Annotated in this window: 15 protein-coding genes and 1 riboswitch; of the genes, 4 read left to right on the forward strand and 11 right to left on the reverse strand. The window is 74.5% G+C overall.

The genetic code is table 11. The features are described from left to right. Positions 1–61: 61 nt before the first annotated feature. The 7 genes from ACSU53_RS22125 to ACSU53_RS22155 form a co-directional block, all read right to left on the reverse strand. Positions 62–1,573 carry a DUF4246 domain-containing protein gene (locus ACSU53_RS22125; protein ID WP_437030272.1) on the reverse strand — a complete coding sequence of 504 codons (1,512 nt, stop codon included), beginning with the start codon at positions 1,571–1,573 and terminating at the stop codon, positions 62–64. Between the two features lie 191 nt (positions 1,574–1,764). Further along, positions 1,765–2,178, reverse strand: coding sequence for a lytic transglycosylase domain-containing protein (locus ACSU53_RS22130; protein ID WP_437030274.1), 414 nt, complete (start codon positions 2,176–2,178; stop codon positions 1,765–1,767). A gap of 278 nt (positions 2,179–2,456) precedes the next feature. Then, on the reverse strand, positions 2,457–3,338 hold the full coding sequence (locus tag ACSU53_RS22135; RefSeq protein WP_437030276.1) for an ECF transporter S component: 882 nt from the start codon (positions 3,336–3,338) through the stop codon (positions 2,457–2,459). After that, entirely contained in the window at positions 3,335–5,011 is a 1,677-nt protein-coding gene (locus tag ACSU53_RS22140; RefSeq protein ID WP_437030278.1) for an ABC transporter ATP-binding protein, read from the reverse strand. Before ACSU53_RS22140 ends, ACSU53_RS22135 begins: the two co-directional genes overlap by 4 nt. Beyond that, on the reverse strand, positions 5,008–6,228 hold the full coding sequence (locus ACSU53_RS22145; protein ID WP_437030280.1) for an energy-coupling factor transporter transmembrane component T: 1,221 nt from the start codon (positions 6,226–6,228) through the stop codon (positions 5,008–5,010). The genes ACSU53_RS22140 and ACSU53_RS22145 overlap by 4 nt, the downstream gene beginning before the upstream one ends. Beyond that, positions 6,221–6,946, reverse strand: a complete 726-nt coding sequence (locus tag ACSU53_RS22150; RefSeq protein ID WP_437030282.1) for an SCO2322 family protein — start codon at positions 6,944–6,946, stop codon at positions 6,221–6,223. Before ACSU53_RS22150 ends, ACSU53_RS22145 begins: the two co-directional genes overlap by 8 nt. Further along, complete coding sequence (locus ACSU53_RS22155; protein WP_437030284.1) at positions 6,943–8,196, reverse strand: prenyltransferase/squalene oxidase repeat-containing protein; 1,254 nt, start codon at positions 8,194–8,196, stop codon at positions 6,943–6,945. Before ACSU53_RS22155 ends, ACSU53_RS22150 begins: the two co-directional genes overlap by 4 nt. 129 nt (positions 8,197–8,325) lie before the next feature. Next, a riboswitch (cobalamin riboswitch) is annotated at positions 8,326–8,398 on the reverse strand. A gap of 494 nt (positions 8,399–8,892) precedes the next feature. On the opposite strand from ACSU53_RS22155, the gene ACSU53_RS22160 reads away from it, so the two are divergent. After that, positions 8,893–9,201 (forward strand): hypothetical protein, encoded by a 309-nt coding sequence (locus ACSU53_RS22160; protein WP_437030286.1) that lies wholly within the window; start codon positions 8,893–8,895, stop codon positions 9,199–9,201. Between the two features lie 15 nt (positions 9,202–9,216). Here ACSU53_RS22160 and ACSU53_RS22165 read toward each other — a convergent pair. Beyond that, positions 9,217–10,076 (reverse strand): IS5 family transposase gene (locus tag ACSU53_RS22165; RefSeq protein ID WP_437032984.1). Its coding sequence is split into 2 segments (ribosomal slippage): positions 9,217–9,731 and positions 9,731–10,076, totalling 861 coding nucleotides; the frame shifts between segments, so codons are not numbered across the junction. A gap of 317 nt (positions 10,077–10,393) precedes the next feature. Next, on the reverse strand, positions 10,394–11,104 hold the full coding sequence (locus ACSU53_RS22170) for a TetR family transcriptional regulator (RefSeq protein WP_437030288.1): 711 nt from the start codon (positions 11,102–11,104) through the stop codon (positions 10,394–10,396). A gap of 207 nt (positions 11,105–11,311) precedes the next feature. Between ACSU53_RS22170 and ACSU53_RS22175 the strand changes: the two genes are divergently transcribed. The 3 genes from ACSU53_RS22175 to ACSU53_RS22185 are packed head-to-tail and all read left to right on the forward strand — an operon-like array spanning position 11,312 to position 14,654. After that, complete coding sequence (locus tag ACSU53_RS22175; protein ID WP_437030289.1) at positions 11,312–12,775, forward strand: glycosyltransferase family 4 protein; 1,464 nt, start codon at positions 11,312–11,314, stop codon at positions 12,773–12,775. Beyond that, positions 12,769–13,581 carry a class I SAM-dependent methyltransferase gene (locus ACSU53_RS22180; protein ID WP_437030291.1) on the forward strand — a complete coding sequence of 271 codons (813 nt, stop codon included), beginning with the start codon at positions 12,769–12,771 and terminating at the stop codon, positions 13,579–13,581. Before ACSU53_RS22175 ends, ACSU53_RS22180 begins: the two co-directional genes overlap by 7 nt. Continuing rightward, positions 13,578–14,654 carry a prenyltransferase gene (locus ACSU53_RS22185; RefSeq protein ID WP_437030292.1) on the forward strand — a complete coding sequence of 359 codons (1,077 nt, stop codon included), beginning with the start codon at positions 13,578–13,580 and terminating at the stop codon, positions 14,652–14,654. Before ACSU53_RS22180 ends, ACSU53_RS22185 begins: the two co-directional genes overlap by 4 nt. 161 nt (positions 14,655–14,815) lie before the next feature. On the opposite strand, the gene ACSU53_RS22190 is transcribed toward ACSU53_RS22185, so the two are convergent. Continuing rightward, positions 14,816–15,109 carry a hypothetical protein gene (locus tag ACSU53_RS22190; protein ID WP_362089236.1) on the reverse strand — a complete coding sequence of 98 codons (294 nt, stop codon included), beginning with the start codon at positions 15,107–15,109 and terminating at the stop codon, positions 14,816–14,818. A gap of 146 nt (positions 15,110–15,255) precedes the next feature. Next, positions 15,256–16,068, reverse strand: coding sequence for a DUF2249 domain-containing protein (locus ACSU53_RS22195; protein ID WP_437030294.1), 813 nt, complete (start codon positions 16,066–16,068; stop codon positions 15,256–15,258). Between the last annotated feature and the right edge of the window lie 65 nt (positions 16,069–16,133).

Genomic DNA, 16,133 nt, shown 5'->3' on the forward strand with positions numbered 1-16,133 from the left:
CGTTCCGCCCCCGCCCGGGGTGCGGGGGCCGGGGAGCCGTCGCTCCCCGGCCCGGGACCGCTCAGTGCTCGCAGAGGGAGAACTCCCGCTCGTAGACCTCCTCGTTGTGCTCGGCGACGAAGAACGTGCGTTCCGTCATGAGCTGTTGGCGGTACTCCCTCGCCTGCTCCAGCGTCATGGCCGCGGTGCCGGACCACGGCTGCTGTTCCGGCACGTCGGACGTCGAGACGATCCTCTCCGACGGGTCGATCAGGAAGAACGCGAGGATCTTCCGGTGCCCCGGGCGGGTGGGGTCCGCCAGGCGGAACGGTCCGACGCGGTGCTGCAGGACGTTGGGGAAGGCCAGGCAGCGGCCCGCCGGCGTCGACGCCGTCCCCAGGACCTGGTTCAGCGCGCCCTCGTTCTCGAGGCCGTAGACCTCCCGCATGCCCGGGCTGTCGTTCTGCTCGTACTGCGGGTCGTCCAGCGCCGTCCGGAAGCTCAGCGTGCTCTCGGTGATGTTCTCGCTGTCCCAGTAGTGGATGCCGGTCGAGACGATCCGCTCGTTCAGCATCCCCTCCACGTGCCAGGAACCGCCGGCGTACTCGGGCCGGTCCGGGGTCAGGTGGATGCTCGCCAGCTTGACGACGACCTGCAGCCGGCGGCCGCGCAGACCGACCCGGGCCGACGCCTCGGGCACCGGGGGCGGGGTGAACTCCGGGGCGTCCGGGATCACCGGGCGGCGGTTGTCCCACCAGTCGTCCATGGCCTCCTCCCACGCCTCGCACGCCTCGCGGTGGGCCTCCTCACTGGCGTAGGACTCCGCGTGCGGGTACTCCGGCTCCGAGTCGTACCAGCCGTAGGGGTCGGCCTCGATCCGCAGCGGCCGCGGGTGCCGCAGATCGGTCAGGACGTTCTCGAACAGCGGACGCAGCCGCCCGAACAGCTCCGGCAGGACGGCAGCCAGCTCCGCGTGCGCCACGGGGTGGACGTTGTTGACGTAGGAACGGAACACCACTTCGCCGTCCTCGCCCACGTCGGCGTCCGTCGGCAGCCACTGGAACCGCTCCGAGAACTCGTACGACGCGTAGCCGCCCGGTGCCTTCTCCCACACGTCCTCCGGCCCGCTGACCCCCCGCACCCGGCAGAAGAGGGAGGGGTGCACCAGGTCGAGCACCTGCCCCTCGGACCCGGGGTGCCAGTCCTTCTCCGCCTCCGGGACGTCCTCCAGGACGCGGACCGCCTCGCGCAGCCGGGATGCCAGTGCGTCGTCGATCAGCGTGTCCGACTGCCACACCCCGTCGACCGCGGACACCTCGATCCCGGTCCGGGCGTCCCGCAGCGCCGCGTAGTGCCGCAGCTCGGCCAGCACGTACCGCACCTGGGCCTCGGTCAGGCCCTGGGCGAGGGCTTCCCCCGCCCACCGGGCCGCGATCTCGGGGTCGTTCATCTTGTCGTACCACCCCGGCTTCGCCCGGATGTGCGCGCTGCACCGCATCATCCGGAGTTCCCCCAGCGTGCGGGGCGTCGCGAGCGGTACGGAGCGGGCGGCCCCGCGGAAGGGCAGCGGGAAGGCGGACGGGCGGCCGGTCACGTGTGTCGATCCTCCGGGTCGGTGTGCGATGGCGGGAACACTAGCGGGGAGGACTGACACGGCGGGCCGGGAGCGGGCCCGGGGCCGTCGGGCCCGCTCCCGGCCCGGAACGGGCGAAGGCGACGCCCCGGGGATCAGGGGGCGCCGCCTTCGGTATGGGGGGGACGTGCCGTGGTGTCGGCCGGGTGGGATCAGTACCAGCCGTTGGACTGCCAGAAGTCCCAGGCGCCGCAGGGGCTGCCGTAGCGGTCCTTCATGTAGTCCAGGCCCCACTCGATCTGGGTCTCGGGGTTGGTCCTCCAGTCGGAGCCGGCCGAGGCCATCTTGGAGGCCGGCAGGGCCTGCACCAGGCCGTACGCACCGCTGGAGGCGTTGGTGGCCCGCACGTCCCAGTTGCTCTCGTGCTGCACGATCCTGGAGAAGCACTGGTACTGGGCCGAGTTGCCGATCATCTTCTTCGCGGTCGCCTGCGCCGAGGCCTGAGCGGGGGCGGCCTGGGCGGGGGCCGCGGCGAACAGCGTGCCGCAGGCCGCGGCGGCCAGGGCGGCGCCGGCGACGGTCTTCTTCGGGGTGGCGAGGGAGCGCAGGAGGGAAGCGGCGGACACGCGCGGCCTTTCGGTCGGGAACAGTGGGTCGCCGCCGTGTGTGGGAGCCGCGGTCGTTCCGCGGGGCATACGGCGGCGCCGCGGCCCCGGAGGGCTCGTCGGCGCCTGACGACGTCGTCCAGAGAAACAGGCCGGGTAGATGTCCGCAAAGACCGTTTTTACTAGTTCGGGCGGTCATGTGGGGGGTGCCCCTCGACCGCTGCCGCTCCGCTTCGCCCAGGTCACGCCGGTGCGGAGCGGGGCCGGCGGCTACGGCCCCGCTTCGTACGTGATCCGCGTCATGTGGGGTGCTTCACGCCGGCCGGCCCGTCGAATGTGACCGGCGCCTCGAAGGCCGCCCGCCGGGTCGCTCTGCGCAGCGCCCTGAGCACGGCAGGGCCCAGGGTCAGCGTCAGGACGAGGGTGAGCAGGGCGCGCCCCAGGTCCCAGCCGAGGGACGTCGCCAGGCAGTAGGCCAGGAAGCGGGCCAGGTTGGCGGGGACGGACGCGTCCGGGTCGAAGGAGATGTTCGAGGCCAGGGCGGACATGAAGGGCCAGCCCGACATGTTCATCACCGTGCCGTAGACGAAGGCCGCCAGGAACCCGTAGACGGCGAGCATCACCACCTCCGTCCGGCCCCGGAGCCGGTCGGGGCCGGGGAGGAAGCCCGCGGCCATGGTGAACCAGCCCATCGCCAGCATCTGAAACGGCAGCCACGGCCCGACCCCGCCCGTGAGCAGGGCGGACGCGAACATGGTGATCGCACCGAGGACGAATCCGAAGCCGGGGCCGAGGACCCGGCCGCTGAGCACCATCAGGAAGAACATGGGCTCCAGCCCGGCCGTGCCCGCCCCGATCGGGCGCAGGGCCGCCCCCGTCGCCGCCAGGACGCCCAGCATGGCCACGGCCTTCGGGCCCAGCCCCGACTCCGAGATCGTCGCCGCCACCACCGCGACCAGCAGCACCAGCAGGCCGGCGAACAGCCAGGGGGCGTCCTGGGCGTGGGCGTTCAGGGTGGAGGCGGGCGGGGCGAGGAACGGCCACCCGAACCCGGCCACGCCCACCGCGCTGACCAGCGCCAGCGCGGCCAGGGATCGGGGGCCGAGACGGACCGCCCGCGCCTGCCGGTCCCGGGGCAGGCGCTCCGGGCGGGCGCCCGGCCGGGGCGTGCGCGGGGTCACGACAGCGCCTCGCGGACCTGGGGCACCGTGAGCCAGTGCTGCGGGGCGAGGATCTTGGCGACCTGCGGCGCGAAGGACGGGGACGCGACGACGACCTCCGCCGAGGGCCCGTCGGCGATCACCTCGCCCTCGGCGAGCAGGACCACCCGGTGCGCGAGGTCCGCCGCCAGCTCCACGTCGTGGGTGGCCATCACGATGGCGTGGCCGTCGGCGGCCAGCTCACGCAGCAGCGCCACCAGGCGGGCCTTCGCGCCGTAGTCCAGGCCGCGGGTCGGCTCGTCCAGCAGCAGCAGCGGCGGGCGGGCGGTGAGCACCACGGCCAGGGCGAGCGTCAGGCGCTGGCCCTCGGACAGGTCGCGGGGGTGGGTGTCGTCCGCGATGCCGGGCAGCAGCTCGGACAGCAGCGCCCGGCAGGTGCCCGGCTCGGCGTCCGCGTCCTCGTCGGCGGCGGCGCACTCCGCGGCGACCGTGTCGGCGTAGAGCAGGTCGCGGGGCTCCTGGGGGACGAGGCCGACCCGGCGGATCAGGTCGCGGGGGCGGGTGCGGTGCGGGACCGCGTCACCGGCGCGGACCGAGCCGCCGGACGGCTCCACCAGCCCCACCAGCGCGCTGAGCAGCGTCGACTTCCCGGCGCCGTTGCGGCCCATCAGGGCGACGGTCTCGCCGGGGACGACGGTGAGGTCGACCCGGCGCAGCGCCTGGACCCGGTCGCGGCGCACCGCCAGATCGCGGACCTCGGCCACGGTGGGCGCGGTGCGGGCGTCTGCGGCGGGCCGCTTGAACAGCCGCTTGCGGGCGGGGGAGGGGTCCGGGGTCCGGGTTCTTCCGGTCGCGGTCTCCTGGCGGGCCGCCGCGGCGTCCGCCAGCCGCTCCCGCAGCGGAGCGGCCCGGCGGCGGGCGTCGCGGACCGTCAGCGGCAGCGGGGTCCAGCCCGCCAGCCGCCCCAGGTCCACCACGGGCGGGAACACCGGGGAGACCGCCATGATCTCCGCCGGGCCGCCCAGCCGCGGGGGCTCGCCGGGGCCCGGCAGCAGGACGACCTGGTCGGCGTACTGGATGACGCGCTCCAGGCGGTGCTCGGCCATCAGGACCGTCGTGCCCAGGTCGTGCACCAGACGCTGGAGGACCGCCAGGACCTCCTCGGCCGCCGCGGGGTCCAGCGCGGAGGTCGGCTCGTCCAGCACCAGCACCCGGGGGTGCGGGGTGAGGACCGAGCCGATGGCCACGCGCTGCTGCTGGCCGCCGGACAGGGTGGAGATGGACCGGTCGCGCAGGTCGGCGAGGCCCAGCAGGTCGAGGGTCTCCTCGACGCGGCGGCGCATCACGTCGGGGGCGAGGCCCAGCGACTCCATGCCGTAGGCGAGTTCGTCCTCGACGGTGTCGGTGACGAAGTGGGACAGCGGGTCCTGGCCCACCGTGCCGACGACGTCGGCGAGTTCACGCGGCTTGTGGGTGCGGGTGTCCCGGCCGGCGACCGTGACCCGGCCGCGCAGGGTGCCGCCGGTGAAGTGCGGCACCAGGCCGCTGACCGCGCCGAGCACGGTCGACTTGCCGACCCCCGACGGGCCGACGAGCAGGACGAGTTCACCCTCGGGGACCTCGAAGTCGACGCCCCGCACGGAGGGTTCGTCCGCGCCGTCGTACGTCACGGAGACGTTCTCGAAGCGGATCACACGGGCTCCTTGCGGTTGTCCTCGGGGGCGGGCGTCACGAAGGCGGGCAGCAGACCGATCAGCACGGCCGCCGCCGGCCACAGGGGCAGCGTCGGTGCCACCAGCGGCACCACGCCGGGGTGCAGGGCGGCCGGATCCCGCGCGGCGGCCACGAACAGGGCGGCGGCGACGGCCGCGCCGGAACCGGCGACCAGCCAGGCCCGGACGTCCCAGCGGTCCGGGCGGTACCGGGTCCGCAGGGATCTCCGGCCGCCCAGCCAGAGGCCCGTCAGGGCGGTGGCCAGCCCGGCCAGGAGGACGGGCAGACCGTACCGGCCCCCTTCGGCGGTGAGCAGCCCGTACGTCCCGGCGCACACCCCGAGCAGGCCGCCGAGGGTCAGGGCGGCGGTGGTGCGGCGGACGGCGGGCGGCACCTCGGCGGTGCGGCCGTAGCCGCGGGCGTCCATCGCGGCGGCCAGCGCCACGGACCGCTCCAGCGCGCCCTCCAGCACGGGCAGCCCCACCTGCAACAGGCCGCGGACCCCCTTGTCGGGCCGCCCCCGCAGGCGCCGGGCGGCGCGCAGCCGCTGCACGTCGGCGATCAGGTTCGGGGCGAAGGTCATCGCCACCACGACCGCCACGCCCATCTCGTACAGGGCGCCGGGCAGGGACTTCAGCAGGCGGGAGGGGTTGGCGAGGGCGTTCGCGGCGCCGACGCAGACGAGCAGGGTGGCCAGCTTCAGGCCGTCGTACAGGGCGAAGGTGAGGGCCTCGGCGGTGACGTCGCCGCCGAGCCGGATGCCCTGCGCCCACGCGGGCAGCGGGACCTCGGGGAGGGACACCAGTACGCGGCTGCCGGGGATGGGCGAACCGAGGACGATCGCGAACAGCAGCCGGATGACCAGCACGGCCAGCGCCAGCTTGACGAACGCGCCGTAGGAGCGGGCCCAGGGCGCGTTCGGGCGGCGCGTGGCCACGACGTACCCGGAGACGGTCGCCAGGAGGCAGAGCAGCAGCGGGTTGGTGGTGCGGGTGGCGGCGGTGCCGAGCCCCAGCGCCCACAGCCACCAGGCGCCGGGGTGCAGCGTCGGCCCGGACCGGCGCCCCCGGGCGGTCGTGCCCCCCGGGCGGCCGGAGCGCGGGGAGCCGCCCGGGGCGCGGCGGTCGCCGCCCTCGGGCCGGGTGCCGGCGGCCGGCGGCCGTCCGCCGCCGGCCGGGCGGGGCCGGGGCTCAGCCACGGCGGCGTACCTGCCAGACCGCCGCCCCGCCCAGCAGCGCCACGAGGGCGATGCCGGCGGCCAGTCCCAGCGCCGTACCGCCTCCGTCGCCGTCCGAGGCGTCCGAGGCGGACGAGGTGCCGGAGGACTCCGACCCGTCCCGCCCGGCCGCCGACGGGTCCTCGCCCGTGCGGTCCGGGCCCTGCGGGCTCTCCCGGTCCGCCTCCGTGCCGGAGACCTGCTCCCCGCAGCCCGACGTCGGGTAGCCCTCGATCGCGCAGAGCAGGGCGTTGGTGTTGTAGCGCAGCGGCTCGGCCACGGCGGCCAGGGCCTGGGCCGTCGTCGCGTTCCCGGCGACGCGGGCGCAGGCCGTCCGCCGCTCGGGCGGCCGCTCCCCGGACGGGGCGTCGGCGGCCGTGCCGAAGTCGATGACCAGCGCGACGCGCTTGCGGCCGTCCTGCGCCGGGGTGTCGGCGCAGATGGTGTCGAAGTCGGCGGCGCCCCGGGGCGTGGCCGCGTCGCCGGAGTCCTCGCTGACGGAGAAGCGGAAGCCCTGGACGTCGCCGTCGGCGGGGCGCGCCGTCGACGGGCCCTGGGTGGCGTAGGTCCACTGTCCGCCGTCGCGCTCCCAGAAGGACCAGTAGCGGTAGCCGACCGCCTGCGCCGGGCCCGCGCCCGCCAGGACGGCGGCGAGCGGGACCAGCGCGGCCAGGAGCAGGACGGTGAGGCGGCGGATCACGGCTGCTTCCGCTTGGCGCGGCCGCTGACGAGGAAGCCGACGCCGATGCCGGCGACCAGACAGACGCCCACGAACCACCAGATGCCGAAGCCGGAGCCCGACTCGTCCTTCTTCTCGTCCGCCGTCGCGTCCTTCGTCCCGTCCGCGCCGGCCCGGTCCGACCGCGTGCCGTCGGACGCCTCCGGGCCGGTCGCGCCGAGCTTCGCGACCAGGTCGGTGCCGCCGAAGGCGCGGGGGTCGGCGCCGGTCGCGTGGGCGGCGAGGATCAGCTGCGCGTACGCGGCGGGACCGCTCTGGGCGGCCCACTCGGCGGCGTTCTCTTCCAGCCAGGCCAGCGACTTCTTCGCGGGGGCGGTCGCCCCCTGCGCGGACAGCGCCACCACCGCGTCGGCGGTGTTGCCGTAGTCGGGCTGGTCCTCGGCGCCGGGGAGGGAGGAGACGAGGTGACCGTCCTCGGCCAGGGCCTCGGTGAGGTACGCGGCGCCGTTGGCGGCGGCCTGCTCGGGGGTGCCCGCCTTCGCGCAGCCGTCGGCCGTCGTCCCGTCGCCCTTGCCGGGCTCGACGACCAGGCCGGCGCCGAGGGCACCGAGCACACCGGCGGCGGTGGCGTCCGCGTTGGGGACCAGGGTGCCCTTCTTGTCGGGCTGGAAGGCGAAGGCGCCCGGGCCCTCCTTGTCGTCGCAGGGCAGCGCCAGTTTCAGCAGCGCGTCGTAGGGGGACTTGCCGTCCTTCGTCACCTCGGCGGGCTTCTCCCCGGCGGCGGCGAGCGCGCCGATCACGACGGAGGTGGAGTTGGTGTCGCTGGCCCCGCCCGCGGTGTAGCCCCAGCCGCCGTCCTTGTTCTGCACCGACTTCAGCCAGTCGACGGCCTTCGTGGTGACGGCGTCGTGCCCGCCGAGCGCGGTGAGCGCCTGCACGGCGGCGGCGGTCTGGTTGGTGTCCACCATCGTCTTGGCGTCGCACGCCTTCGAGGTGTCGGCCCGGTACGGGCCGAAGGAGCCGTCGGCGCACTGCTGGCCGGTCAGCCACTCGACGGCCGACGCGGCGGGCTCGACGCCGGCCGTGTCCTGGGCGAGGAGGGCGAGGGACTGGCGCCAGACGCCGTCGTACTGCGGGTCGCCGTCGCCGAACAGGGCGGCGGGCAGCTTCGCGGACGGCGAGGGCGACGGCGACGAGTCGGCTGCGGCCGGCGCGGCGGAGCCGATGACGGCGACGGCGGCCAGGGCCGCGGCGCCACGGCGGAAGTTCATGATGGGCGGGTGCCTCTCCCTGAGGGGAGTCGGGCAGCACGGGACACCCCGGCGGCTCGGCTCCGTATACCTCGACGGTGCCGTGCTCCGGCGGACTGCCGGGCACGTGAGCCGGTCACGATCCGTGCGGGGCATTCCGGCTCGCCGTCCGCTGGGACGGCTCACGGCTGCGGGTCAGCGCCGGATTCGCACCGGCTTCCCCCCGTACGGGTGTGAAACGACGCGGCCACTCTACCCGCCCCCGACCGGGCCACCAGGGGCGGTGGCGGGGAGGTGGCTGAGGTCACGCGGAGGGTGTGACGGGGGAGCGGCGGGGGTGTGACGGGCCGGGAGGCACCCCCGGCCGGCTCCGCTCCGGGAGTGCGGCCCTCGCCGTGCGGCGCCGGTCGGGGCCGTCCCCCGGGCCGTCGGGCCCCGGTCGGCGAGGTCCCGGTGGGGGAGCCGCCGCGGGGGAGTGCCCCTGTGCCTCGGGCACGTCTGCGCCTCGGTCAGGTCGTCGTCCGACGTCGTCGGCCACGTCGTCGGAATGCGTGCGGAGACCGGGGGGAGGGTCAGCGGTCCATGGCGGTGGCGGCCCCGGCGGATGCGTAGGCTGGTCGAGCGAGGTGTCAGGAGGCCGCCGGGAACGCTGCGAGGTGCGACAGTTGGCGCCGGGCACCGGACGAACGGGCTTGCCGGCCACGGGGGGTGGGATGGGTGGAGCGGATCTCCGAGGACCAGGTCGACCGATTGGTCCGCTTCGTGTCGGAGCGCATCCCTGACCCGGCCCCCCTCCACGGTGAAGCCCGCCGCGCGGCAACGGCCCTGCGTCTGGCCGCGGACAAGCAGATCGCCGCGGTGCGCTTCCATCGGGCCACTCCGCATCCGGGCGGGGCGACGCCGGATGTGGCCGCCGCCGCATGGAATCTTCTGGTCTCCTTCGCCCGGATCTGGCGCGATCATCCGGAGTTCCCCGCTGACGCCGCCCAGGAGACGTTCGGGTTCGAGTGCGACGCGCCCCTCTAGGCCGTTTCTTTCGGATCACCTCGTCGACCAGATGAAGATGGCGGCGAGGTGCAGTCCGGCTAGGTAAATGGTGGCCGTCTTGTCGTAGCGGGTGGCCAGGCCGCGCCATTGCTTGAGCTTGTTGATGCACCGCTCGACGGTGTTGCGCTGCTTGTAGGTCTCGCGGTCGAAGGCCGGGGGACGGCCCCCGAGCCGACCACGTCGCTTGCGGTTCGCAGCCTGGTCCGCCGGCTGCGGGATCACCGCTCGGATCTTCCGCTGTCGAAGATGGAGGCGGATCGCCCGGGACGAATACGCCTTGTCGGCCAGGACCACGTCTGGCGTGACCCTGGGGCGGCCGATCCGTCTGGGCACCCGTAACCGGGCCATGACCTGCTCGAAGGCGGGTGCGTCACCTGCTTGACCCGGCGTGATGACGAACGCCAGCGGTCGGCAACCGCCGTCCGCGACGAGGTGGATCTTCGTGGTCAGTCCGCCGCGGGACCGTCCGAGGGCATGGTCAGCCGGCTCGCCGGCCGGGGCCCCTTTTGACGGGCCCCGGCGGCGTGCTGGTGTGCGCGCACGACAGTGGAGTCGACTGCGACGACCCAGTCGAGGTCGCCTTCGGCGTCGGCCTGGGCGAGCAGGGCGGTGAAGACCTTCTCCCAAGTGCCGTCGGCGGCCCACTTCCGCAGCCGGTTGTACGCGCCCTTCCACGACCCGAACTGCTCGGGCAGGTCCATCCACGGGGTGCCGGTGCGGTACTTGAACGCGATCGCGTCGATCACCTGCCGGTGATCACGCCACCGACCACCGCGCCGAGGGGTCCGGTCCGGCAACAACGGCTCGATGCGGGCCCACTGGGCGTCAGTCAACGACACACCCAGACCAACGATCCGATGATCTGAAAGAAACGGCCTAGACGCGCCCCTCTGGCGGATCACATGCCACGGTGGCGGGCCGGGGTTCGTGGACGGTGCCGTCGGCGGAGGCATGGCGCAGAGGACGCCGGCCCGGCGTCCGGCGAGGCGGTGACGGGGTCCCGGTGGGGAGTTTCCGGGAGCGGGGAGCCCCGCGGGGGATCCCGGGTCGGGAGCCCCGGGTCGGGAGCCCGGGGGCCGGGAGCCCCGGGGGACGTGCCAGGGCGGGGCCCCTGTGGCGGGGTACCCTGGAGTGGGCCGCCCCTGGGGGACGAGCGCGCCCGCCCTCTCCGTCAGGGCCGCTCCGCCTCCGCGGCCGTCAGGTCGATCAGCCGGGACGCCGTCTCGATGTCGATCCGGACCTGCGCGATGGAGGCGCGGCCCGAGAGCCAGGTGATCAGGGCCGAGTGCCAGGTGTGCTCGATGACCCGGACCGCGGACAACTGCTCGGCGGTGGCGGCGGTGGGGTCCTCCAGGCCCATGGCGTCCAGGATGATCGCCGTGGTCTGGCGCGACACCTGGTCGACCTCGGGGCTCACGCTGCGGTCGGCGAAGGTCAGCGCCCGCACCATCGCGTCGGCCAGGTGCGGTTCCCGCTGGAGCGCGCGGAAGGCCCGCATCAGGGTCTCCGCGACCCGCTCGCCCGCCGTCTCCCCGGCCGGGGGCCTCTTGCCCAGGGTGCCGTGCAGGTGCTCCAACTGGTCCTGCATGGTGGCGACCAGCAGGTGGATCTTGGACGGGAAGTAGCGGTACAGCGTGCCCAGCGCCACGTGGGAGGACTCCGCGACCTCACGCATCTGGACCGCGTCGAAGCCGCCCCGGCAGGCCAGTTGGGCGGTCGCGTGCAGAATGCTGCGCCGGCGTGCCTCCTGCCGCTCGGTGAGCGGGGACGCCGGGGAGGAGAGCCGCGCGCCGTCGGCCCCCGCCGTCTGCTTGGCCGCCTTGTCCGCCTTGGCTTCCTTGGCCGCCTTGGTCGCCTTGTCTGGGTTGGCTTCCGCGGGCATGGGTCCCGTTCCGTGACAGTCGGTGAGGGTGGATGATCGGACAGCATGGCACGCCGTCGGCCGTGGCGTGAATCACCTGATCCACTGCACCGAGCGCTCCTACCTGCCGGTAGATTCGAAGCCTCCGAACGATCAACTCTGTAACTTGTTCTAGATTAGCGTCCCGGCGTAACCTCGCGGGACAGTGCAGGGAGAAGGGGGCCCTAAGTGACCGCTGAGGCCAGTCAGGCCGGGCCTTCGCAGGGCCCCGCAGCCGACGGCTCGCGACCGCTCCGCATCGCACTCCTCACCTACAAGGGAAACCCGTTCTGCGGCGGTCAGGGCGTCTACGTCCGCCACCTCTCGCGCGAACTCGCCCGGCTCGGGCACCGGGTCGAGGTCATCGGCGCCCAGCCCTATCCCGTCCTCGACGTCCTCGGGCCGGGCCACGACGGGCCGAGCCTGACCGAGCTGCCGAGCCTGGACCTCTACCGGCAGCCGGACCCCTTCCGCACCCCCGGCCGGGGCGAGTACCGCGACTGGATCGACGCCCTCGAGGTCGCCACCATGTGGACCGGCGGATTCCCCGAGCCGCTGACGTTCTCCCTGCGGGCCCGCCGCCATCTGCGCGCCCGGCGCGGCGACTTCGACGTCGTGCACGACAACCAGACCCTCGGCTACGGCCTCCTCGGTGACCTCGGCGCGCCCCTGGTGACCACGGTCCACCACCCCATCACCGTCGACCGGCAGCTGGAGCTCGACGCGGCGGACAGCCGGAAGCGGCGCTACGCGGTGCGCCGCTGGTACGCGTTCACGCGGATGCAGAAGCGCGTCGCCCGCCGCCTGCCCTCCGTGCTCACCGTCTCCGGCACCTCCCGCGACGAGATCGCCGACCACCTCGGTGTCCGGCAGGACCGCATCCACGTCGTCCACATCGGCGCCGACACCGACCTGTTCTCCCCGGACCCCTCGGTGCCCGTGGTGCCCGGCCGGATCGTGACGACGTCCAGCGCCGACGTGCCGCTCAAGGGCCTGGTCTTCCTGGTCGAGGCGCTGGCGAAGGTCCGCGTCGAACAGCCCGACGCCCACCTCGTCGTCGTCGGCAAGCGGCCCGAGAAGGGGCCCGTCGTGCAGGCGATGGAACGCTACGGCCTCGAAGGCGCCGTGGAGTTCGTCAAGGGCATCACCGACGCCGAACTGGTCGACCTGGTGCGCTCCGCGCAGGTGGCGTGCGTGCCGTCGCTCTACGAGGGCTTCTCGCTGCCCGCCGCCGAGGCCATGGCCACCGGCACCCCGCTGCTCGCCACCACCGGCGGCGCCATCCCCGAGGTGGCCGGCCGCGACGGCGAGACCTGCCTGGCGGTGCCGCCGGGCGACGCCGGGGCCCTGGCCGCCGGACTGACCCGCCTGCTGGGCGACGCCGCGCTGCGCGCCCGCCTCGGCGCGGCCGGACGGGACCGCGTGCTGCGGCACTTCACCTGGGCCCGCGCCGCGGAGGGCACCGTGGCCCGCTACCGCGAGGCGATGGACCGCGCCGCCGCCCCGGCGCCCGGACGTCCGCGCGGCCCGCGGACCGCCCCGGCGCCGTCCCCCGCCGCCCCGCCCGCGCCGGCCGCGCAGGCCGCGGCAGCCTCCGTTCCTCCCCACGCCGTTGAAGGTGCCGACTCTCCCGAAAGCAGGGCCACGTGCTGACCGTCGACTTCACCCGGTTCCCGCTCGCCCCGGGCGACCGCGTCCTGGACCTCGGATGCGGCGCCGGGCGGCACGCGTTCGAGTGTTACCGGCGCGGCGCGCAGGTCGTCGCGCTGGACCGGAACGCGGAGGAGATCCGCGAGGTCGCCAAGTGGTTCGCGGCGATGAAGGAGGCCGGTGAGGCGCCCGCCGGGGCCACCGCCACGGCCATGGAGGGCGACGCCCTCGCCCTGCCCTTCCCCGACGCGTCCTTCGACGTCGTGATCATCTCCGAGGTGATGGAGCACATCCACGACGACAAGGGCGTCCTCGCCGAGATGGTCCGCGTCCTCAAGCCCGGCGGCCGCATCGCCGTCACCGTGCCGCGCTACGGACCCGAGAAGGTCTGCTGGACGCTGTCCGACGCCTACCACGAGGTGGAGGGCGGCCACATCCGCATCTACCGCGCGGACGAACTGCTGGGCAGGATCCGCGAGGCGGGCCTCAAGCCGTACGGCACGCACCACGCGCACGCCCTGCACTCGCCGTACTGGTGGCTGAAGTGCGCCTTCGGCGTGGACAACGACCAGGCGCTGCCGGTGCGGGCGTACCACAAGCTGCTGGTCTGGGACATCATGAAGAAGCCGCTGGCCACCCGGGTCGCCGAGCGGGCGCTGAACCCGCTGATCGGCAAGAGCTTCGTGGCCTACGCGACCAAGCCGCACCTGCCGTCCACCGGAACCGGCGCGGACGCCGGGATCCCGGCCGGAGCCGGGGCCGCGACGGGTGCCGAGGCCGGTGCCGGGGCGGAGGCGGCGGCGACGTGACCACTCCCCGGACGGAACACCTGGTCCTGACCGGGGTCCTCACCGCGGGTCAGGCCGCCGAGACCGTCGCCGGCATCCTCGCCGGGCAGCGGGCCGACGGCGCGATCCCCTGGTTCCGCGGCCACCACCTGGACCCCTGGGACCACGTCGAGGCCGCCATGGCCCTGGACACGGCGGGCGCCCACGAGGCGGCCGAGCAGGCCTACCTGTGGCTGGCCCGGCACCAGAACGAGGACGGCTCGTGGTACGCCGCCTACGCCGACGGCGACCACCGCGACGTCACCGACCGCGGCCGGGAGACCAACTTCGTCGCCTACGTCGCGGTCGGCGTCTGGCACCACTACCTGTCCACCGGCGACGACGCCTTCCTGGACCGCATGTGGCCCTGCGTCTACGCGGCCGTGGAGTTCGTGCTGCGGCTGCAGCAGCCCGGCGGGCAGATCGGCTGGCGGCGCGACGACGACGGCACGGCCACCGCGGACGCGCTGCTCACCGGCTCGTCCTCGATCCACCACGCCCTGCGCTGCGCGCTCGCCATCGCCGAGCAGCGCGAAGAACCGCAGCCCGACTGGGAGTTGGCGGCCGGCGCGCTCCGGCACGCGATCCGGCACCACCCGGAGCGGTTCCTCGACAAGGACCGCTACTCCATGGACTGGTACTACCCGGTCCTGGGCGGCGCCCTTACCGACGAGGAGGCCAAGGCCCGCATCGAGGAGGGCTGGGACCGCTTCGTCGTCCCCGGACTCGGGGTGCGCTGCGTGATCCCCAACCCGTGGGTCACGGGCGGTGAGTCCGCCGAACTCGCCCTGGCACTGTGGGCGATCGGCGAGTCCGACCGCGCGCTGGAGGTGCTCCAGTCGATCCAGCACCTGCGGGACCCGGAGACCGGCCTGTACTGGACGGGCTACGTCTTCGACGACCGGGCCATCTGGCCGCGGGAGCTGACCACCTGGACGGCGGGTGCCCTGCTGCTGGCCGTCGCCGCGCTCGGCGGCCACGAGGCCACCTGCGCGGTCTTCGGCGGCGAGCACCTGCCCAGGGGCCTCGACCCGGACTGCTGCGCCCTGCGCTGAGCCGCCTTCGGCCGCCGCGCCCGCGCGCCTCGGCGGGCGGGCGCAGCGGCCGTGCGGATGCCGTCGGCGGCCCGTCATGGCCGGGGGCCGGGGGCCGAGGACCGGGGGCCGGGGGCGGCTCGGTCAGCGGCGGGCGGCCCGGTCAGTGGTGGGGGGCCCGGTCAGCGGCGGTGCAGGCGGTTGGCGATGGCGTGGCCGATGAACAGGTAGACCACCGCGGCCAGTCCGTAGCCCGCGACGACCCGTGCCCAGGCCTCGTCGAAGGTGAACAGGTCACGCGACCAGCCGGCCAGCCAGTTGGCCGCGTCGTGGACGAACTGCACCAGGGCGTTGGCCCGGTTGGCGTCCATCAGATACATCAGAATCCACAGGATCAGGATGACGGCCATGATGTCCGCGATCACCGCGACGACCGTCCCTGCCGACGTGGAACCAGTGCGATAGCGAGGGGACATGTTTTCCGTCTGGCCCCGGAACCCCGGTTGAAACCCGGAACCTCCCGGGCGCCAGGGCGGTTCGGCGACGGGACGGGGCCCCGCCACGGCCGCCCGGGGACGGACCGGGCGGCCGTGCGCGGTGCCCGTCGTGCGGGACCTTCCGCTCAGCGGTGGCTGAGCAGCAGGCGCCACGCCTCGGGGCCCCGCTCCAGGTACTCCACCGTGAACGTGTCGGGGTGCCGGCTCTCGATCTGCCGCAGCAGCGGCAGCGGGTCGTGCGGCGCCACCAGCACCAGCGCCCGGCCCGCGGGCACGGCGGACAGGGCCCCGAAGACCGTCGCGTGACGGATCGCGTGCGGGACCTCCCGCACGTCGAGTTCCGGCGCGTCGACGTCGTCCGAGCCGCCGCAGGCGCAGCTCCCGCCGCAGCCGCCGCCGGACCCGGCCTGCTCGCCCTCCGCGCCGTGCTCGTGGCCGTGGGAGTGGCCGTGCTCGTGACCGAGGAGTTCGTGCATGCCCGCGAGGAGCCCGGCCAGCGAGATGTCCGACGAGGCGGCCAGCAGGGGCAGGACCAGCGTGTTCTCCTTCTCCAGGTGCTCCTCGAACATCACCTGGAGTGCCCGGGCGTCGGCCGCCGTCCGCACCGGGGAGCCGGTGGCGCGCAGGGCGTCGACGAGAGCGGTCAGCCTGCGGTGCTCGGCCAGCATGCCGTCGATCAGCAGCCGCGCCTCGGGCAGGTCGCGGGCGGCCGGGTAGAGGGCCCGCTCCTCGGCGGCCGCGTGCGGCAGCAGGTCCCGGTCGCAGAAATCGACCAGCGCCGAACGCACGGTCTCCGCCTCGGCCGGGTCGCCCTCCGCCGCCGCGAGCAGCATCGTCACCCGCCCGGCCAACTCGCCCGCCAGCTGCTCGTGATGGGTCTCGACGGCCTCGGCGGCCGCCGCGTCCCGGGGGTCCGATGCGATGGTCAGGGTGCTCATGACGGCGCGTCCTTCCGGCGGTGGACGACCCGTCCCGGTCGGTCCGGGTCGATGTCTGCAATATA

Origin of the sequence: Streptomyces sp. enrichment culture, assembly GCF_964273255.1 — a bacterium.
Lineage (GTDB): Bacteria > Actinomycetota > Actinomycetes > Streptomycetales > Streptomycetaceae > Streptomyces.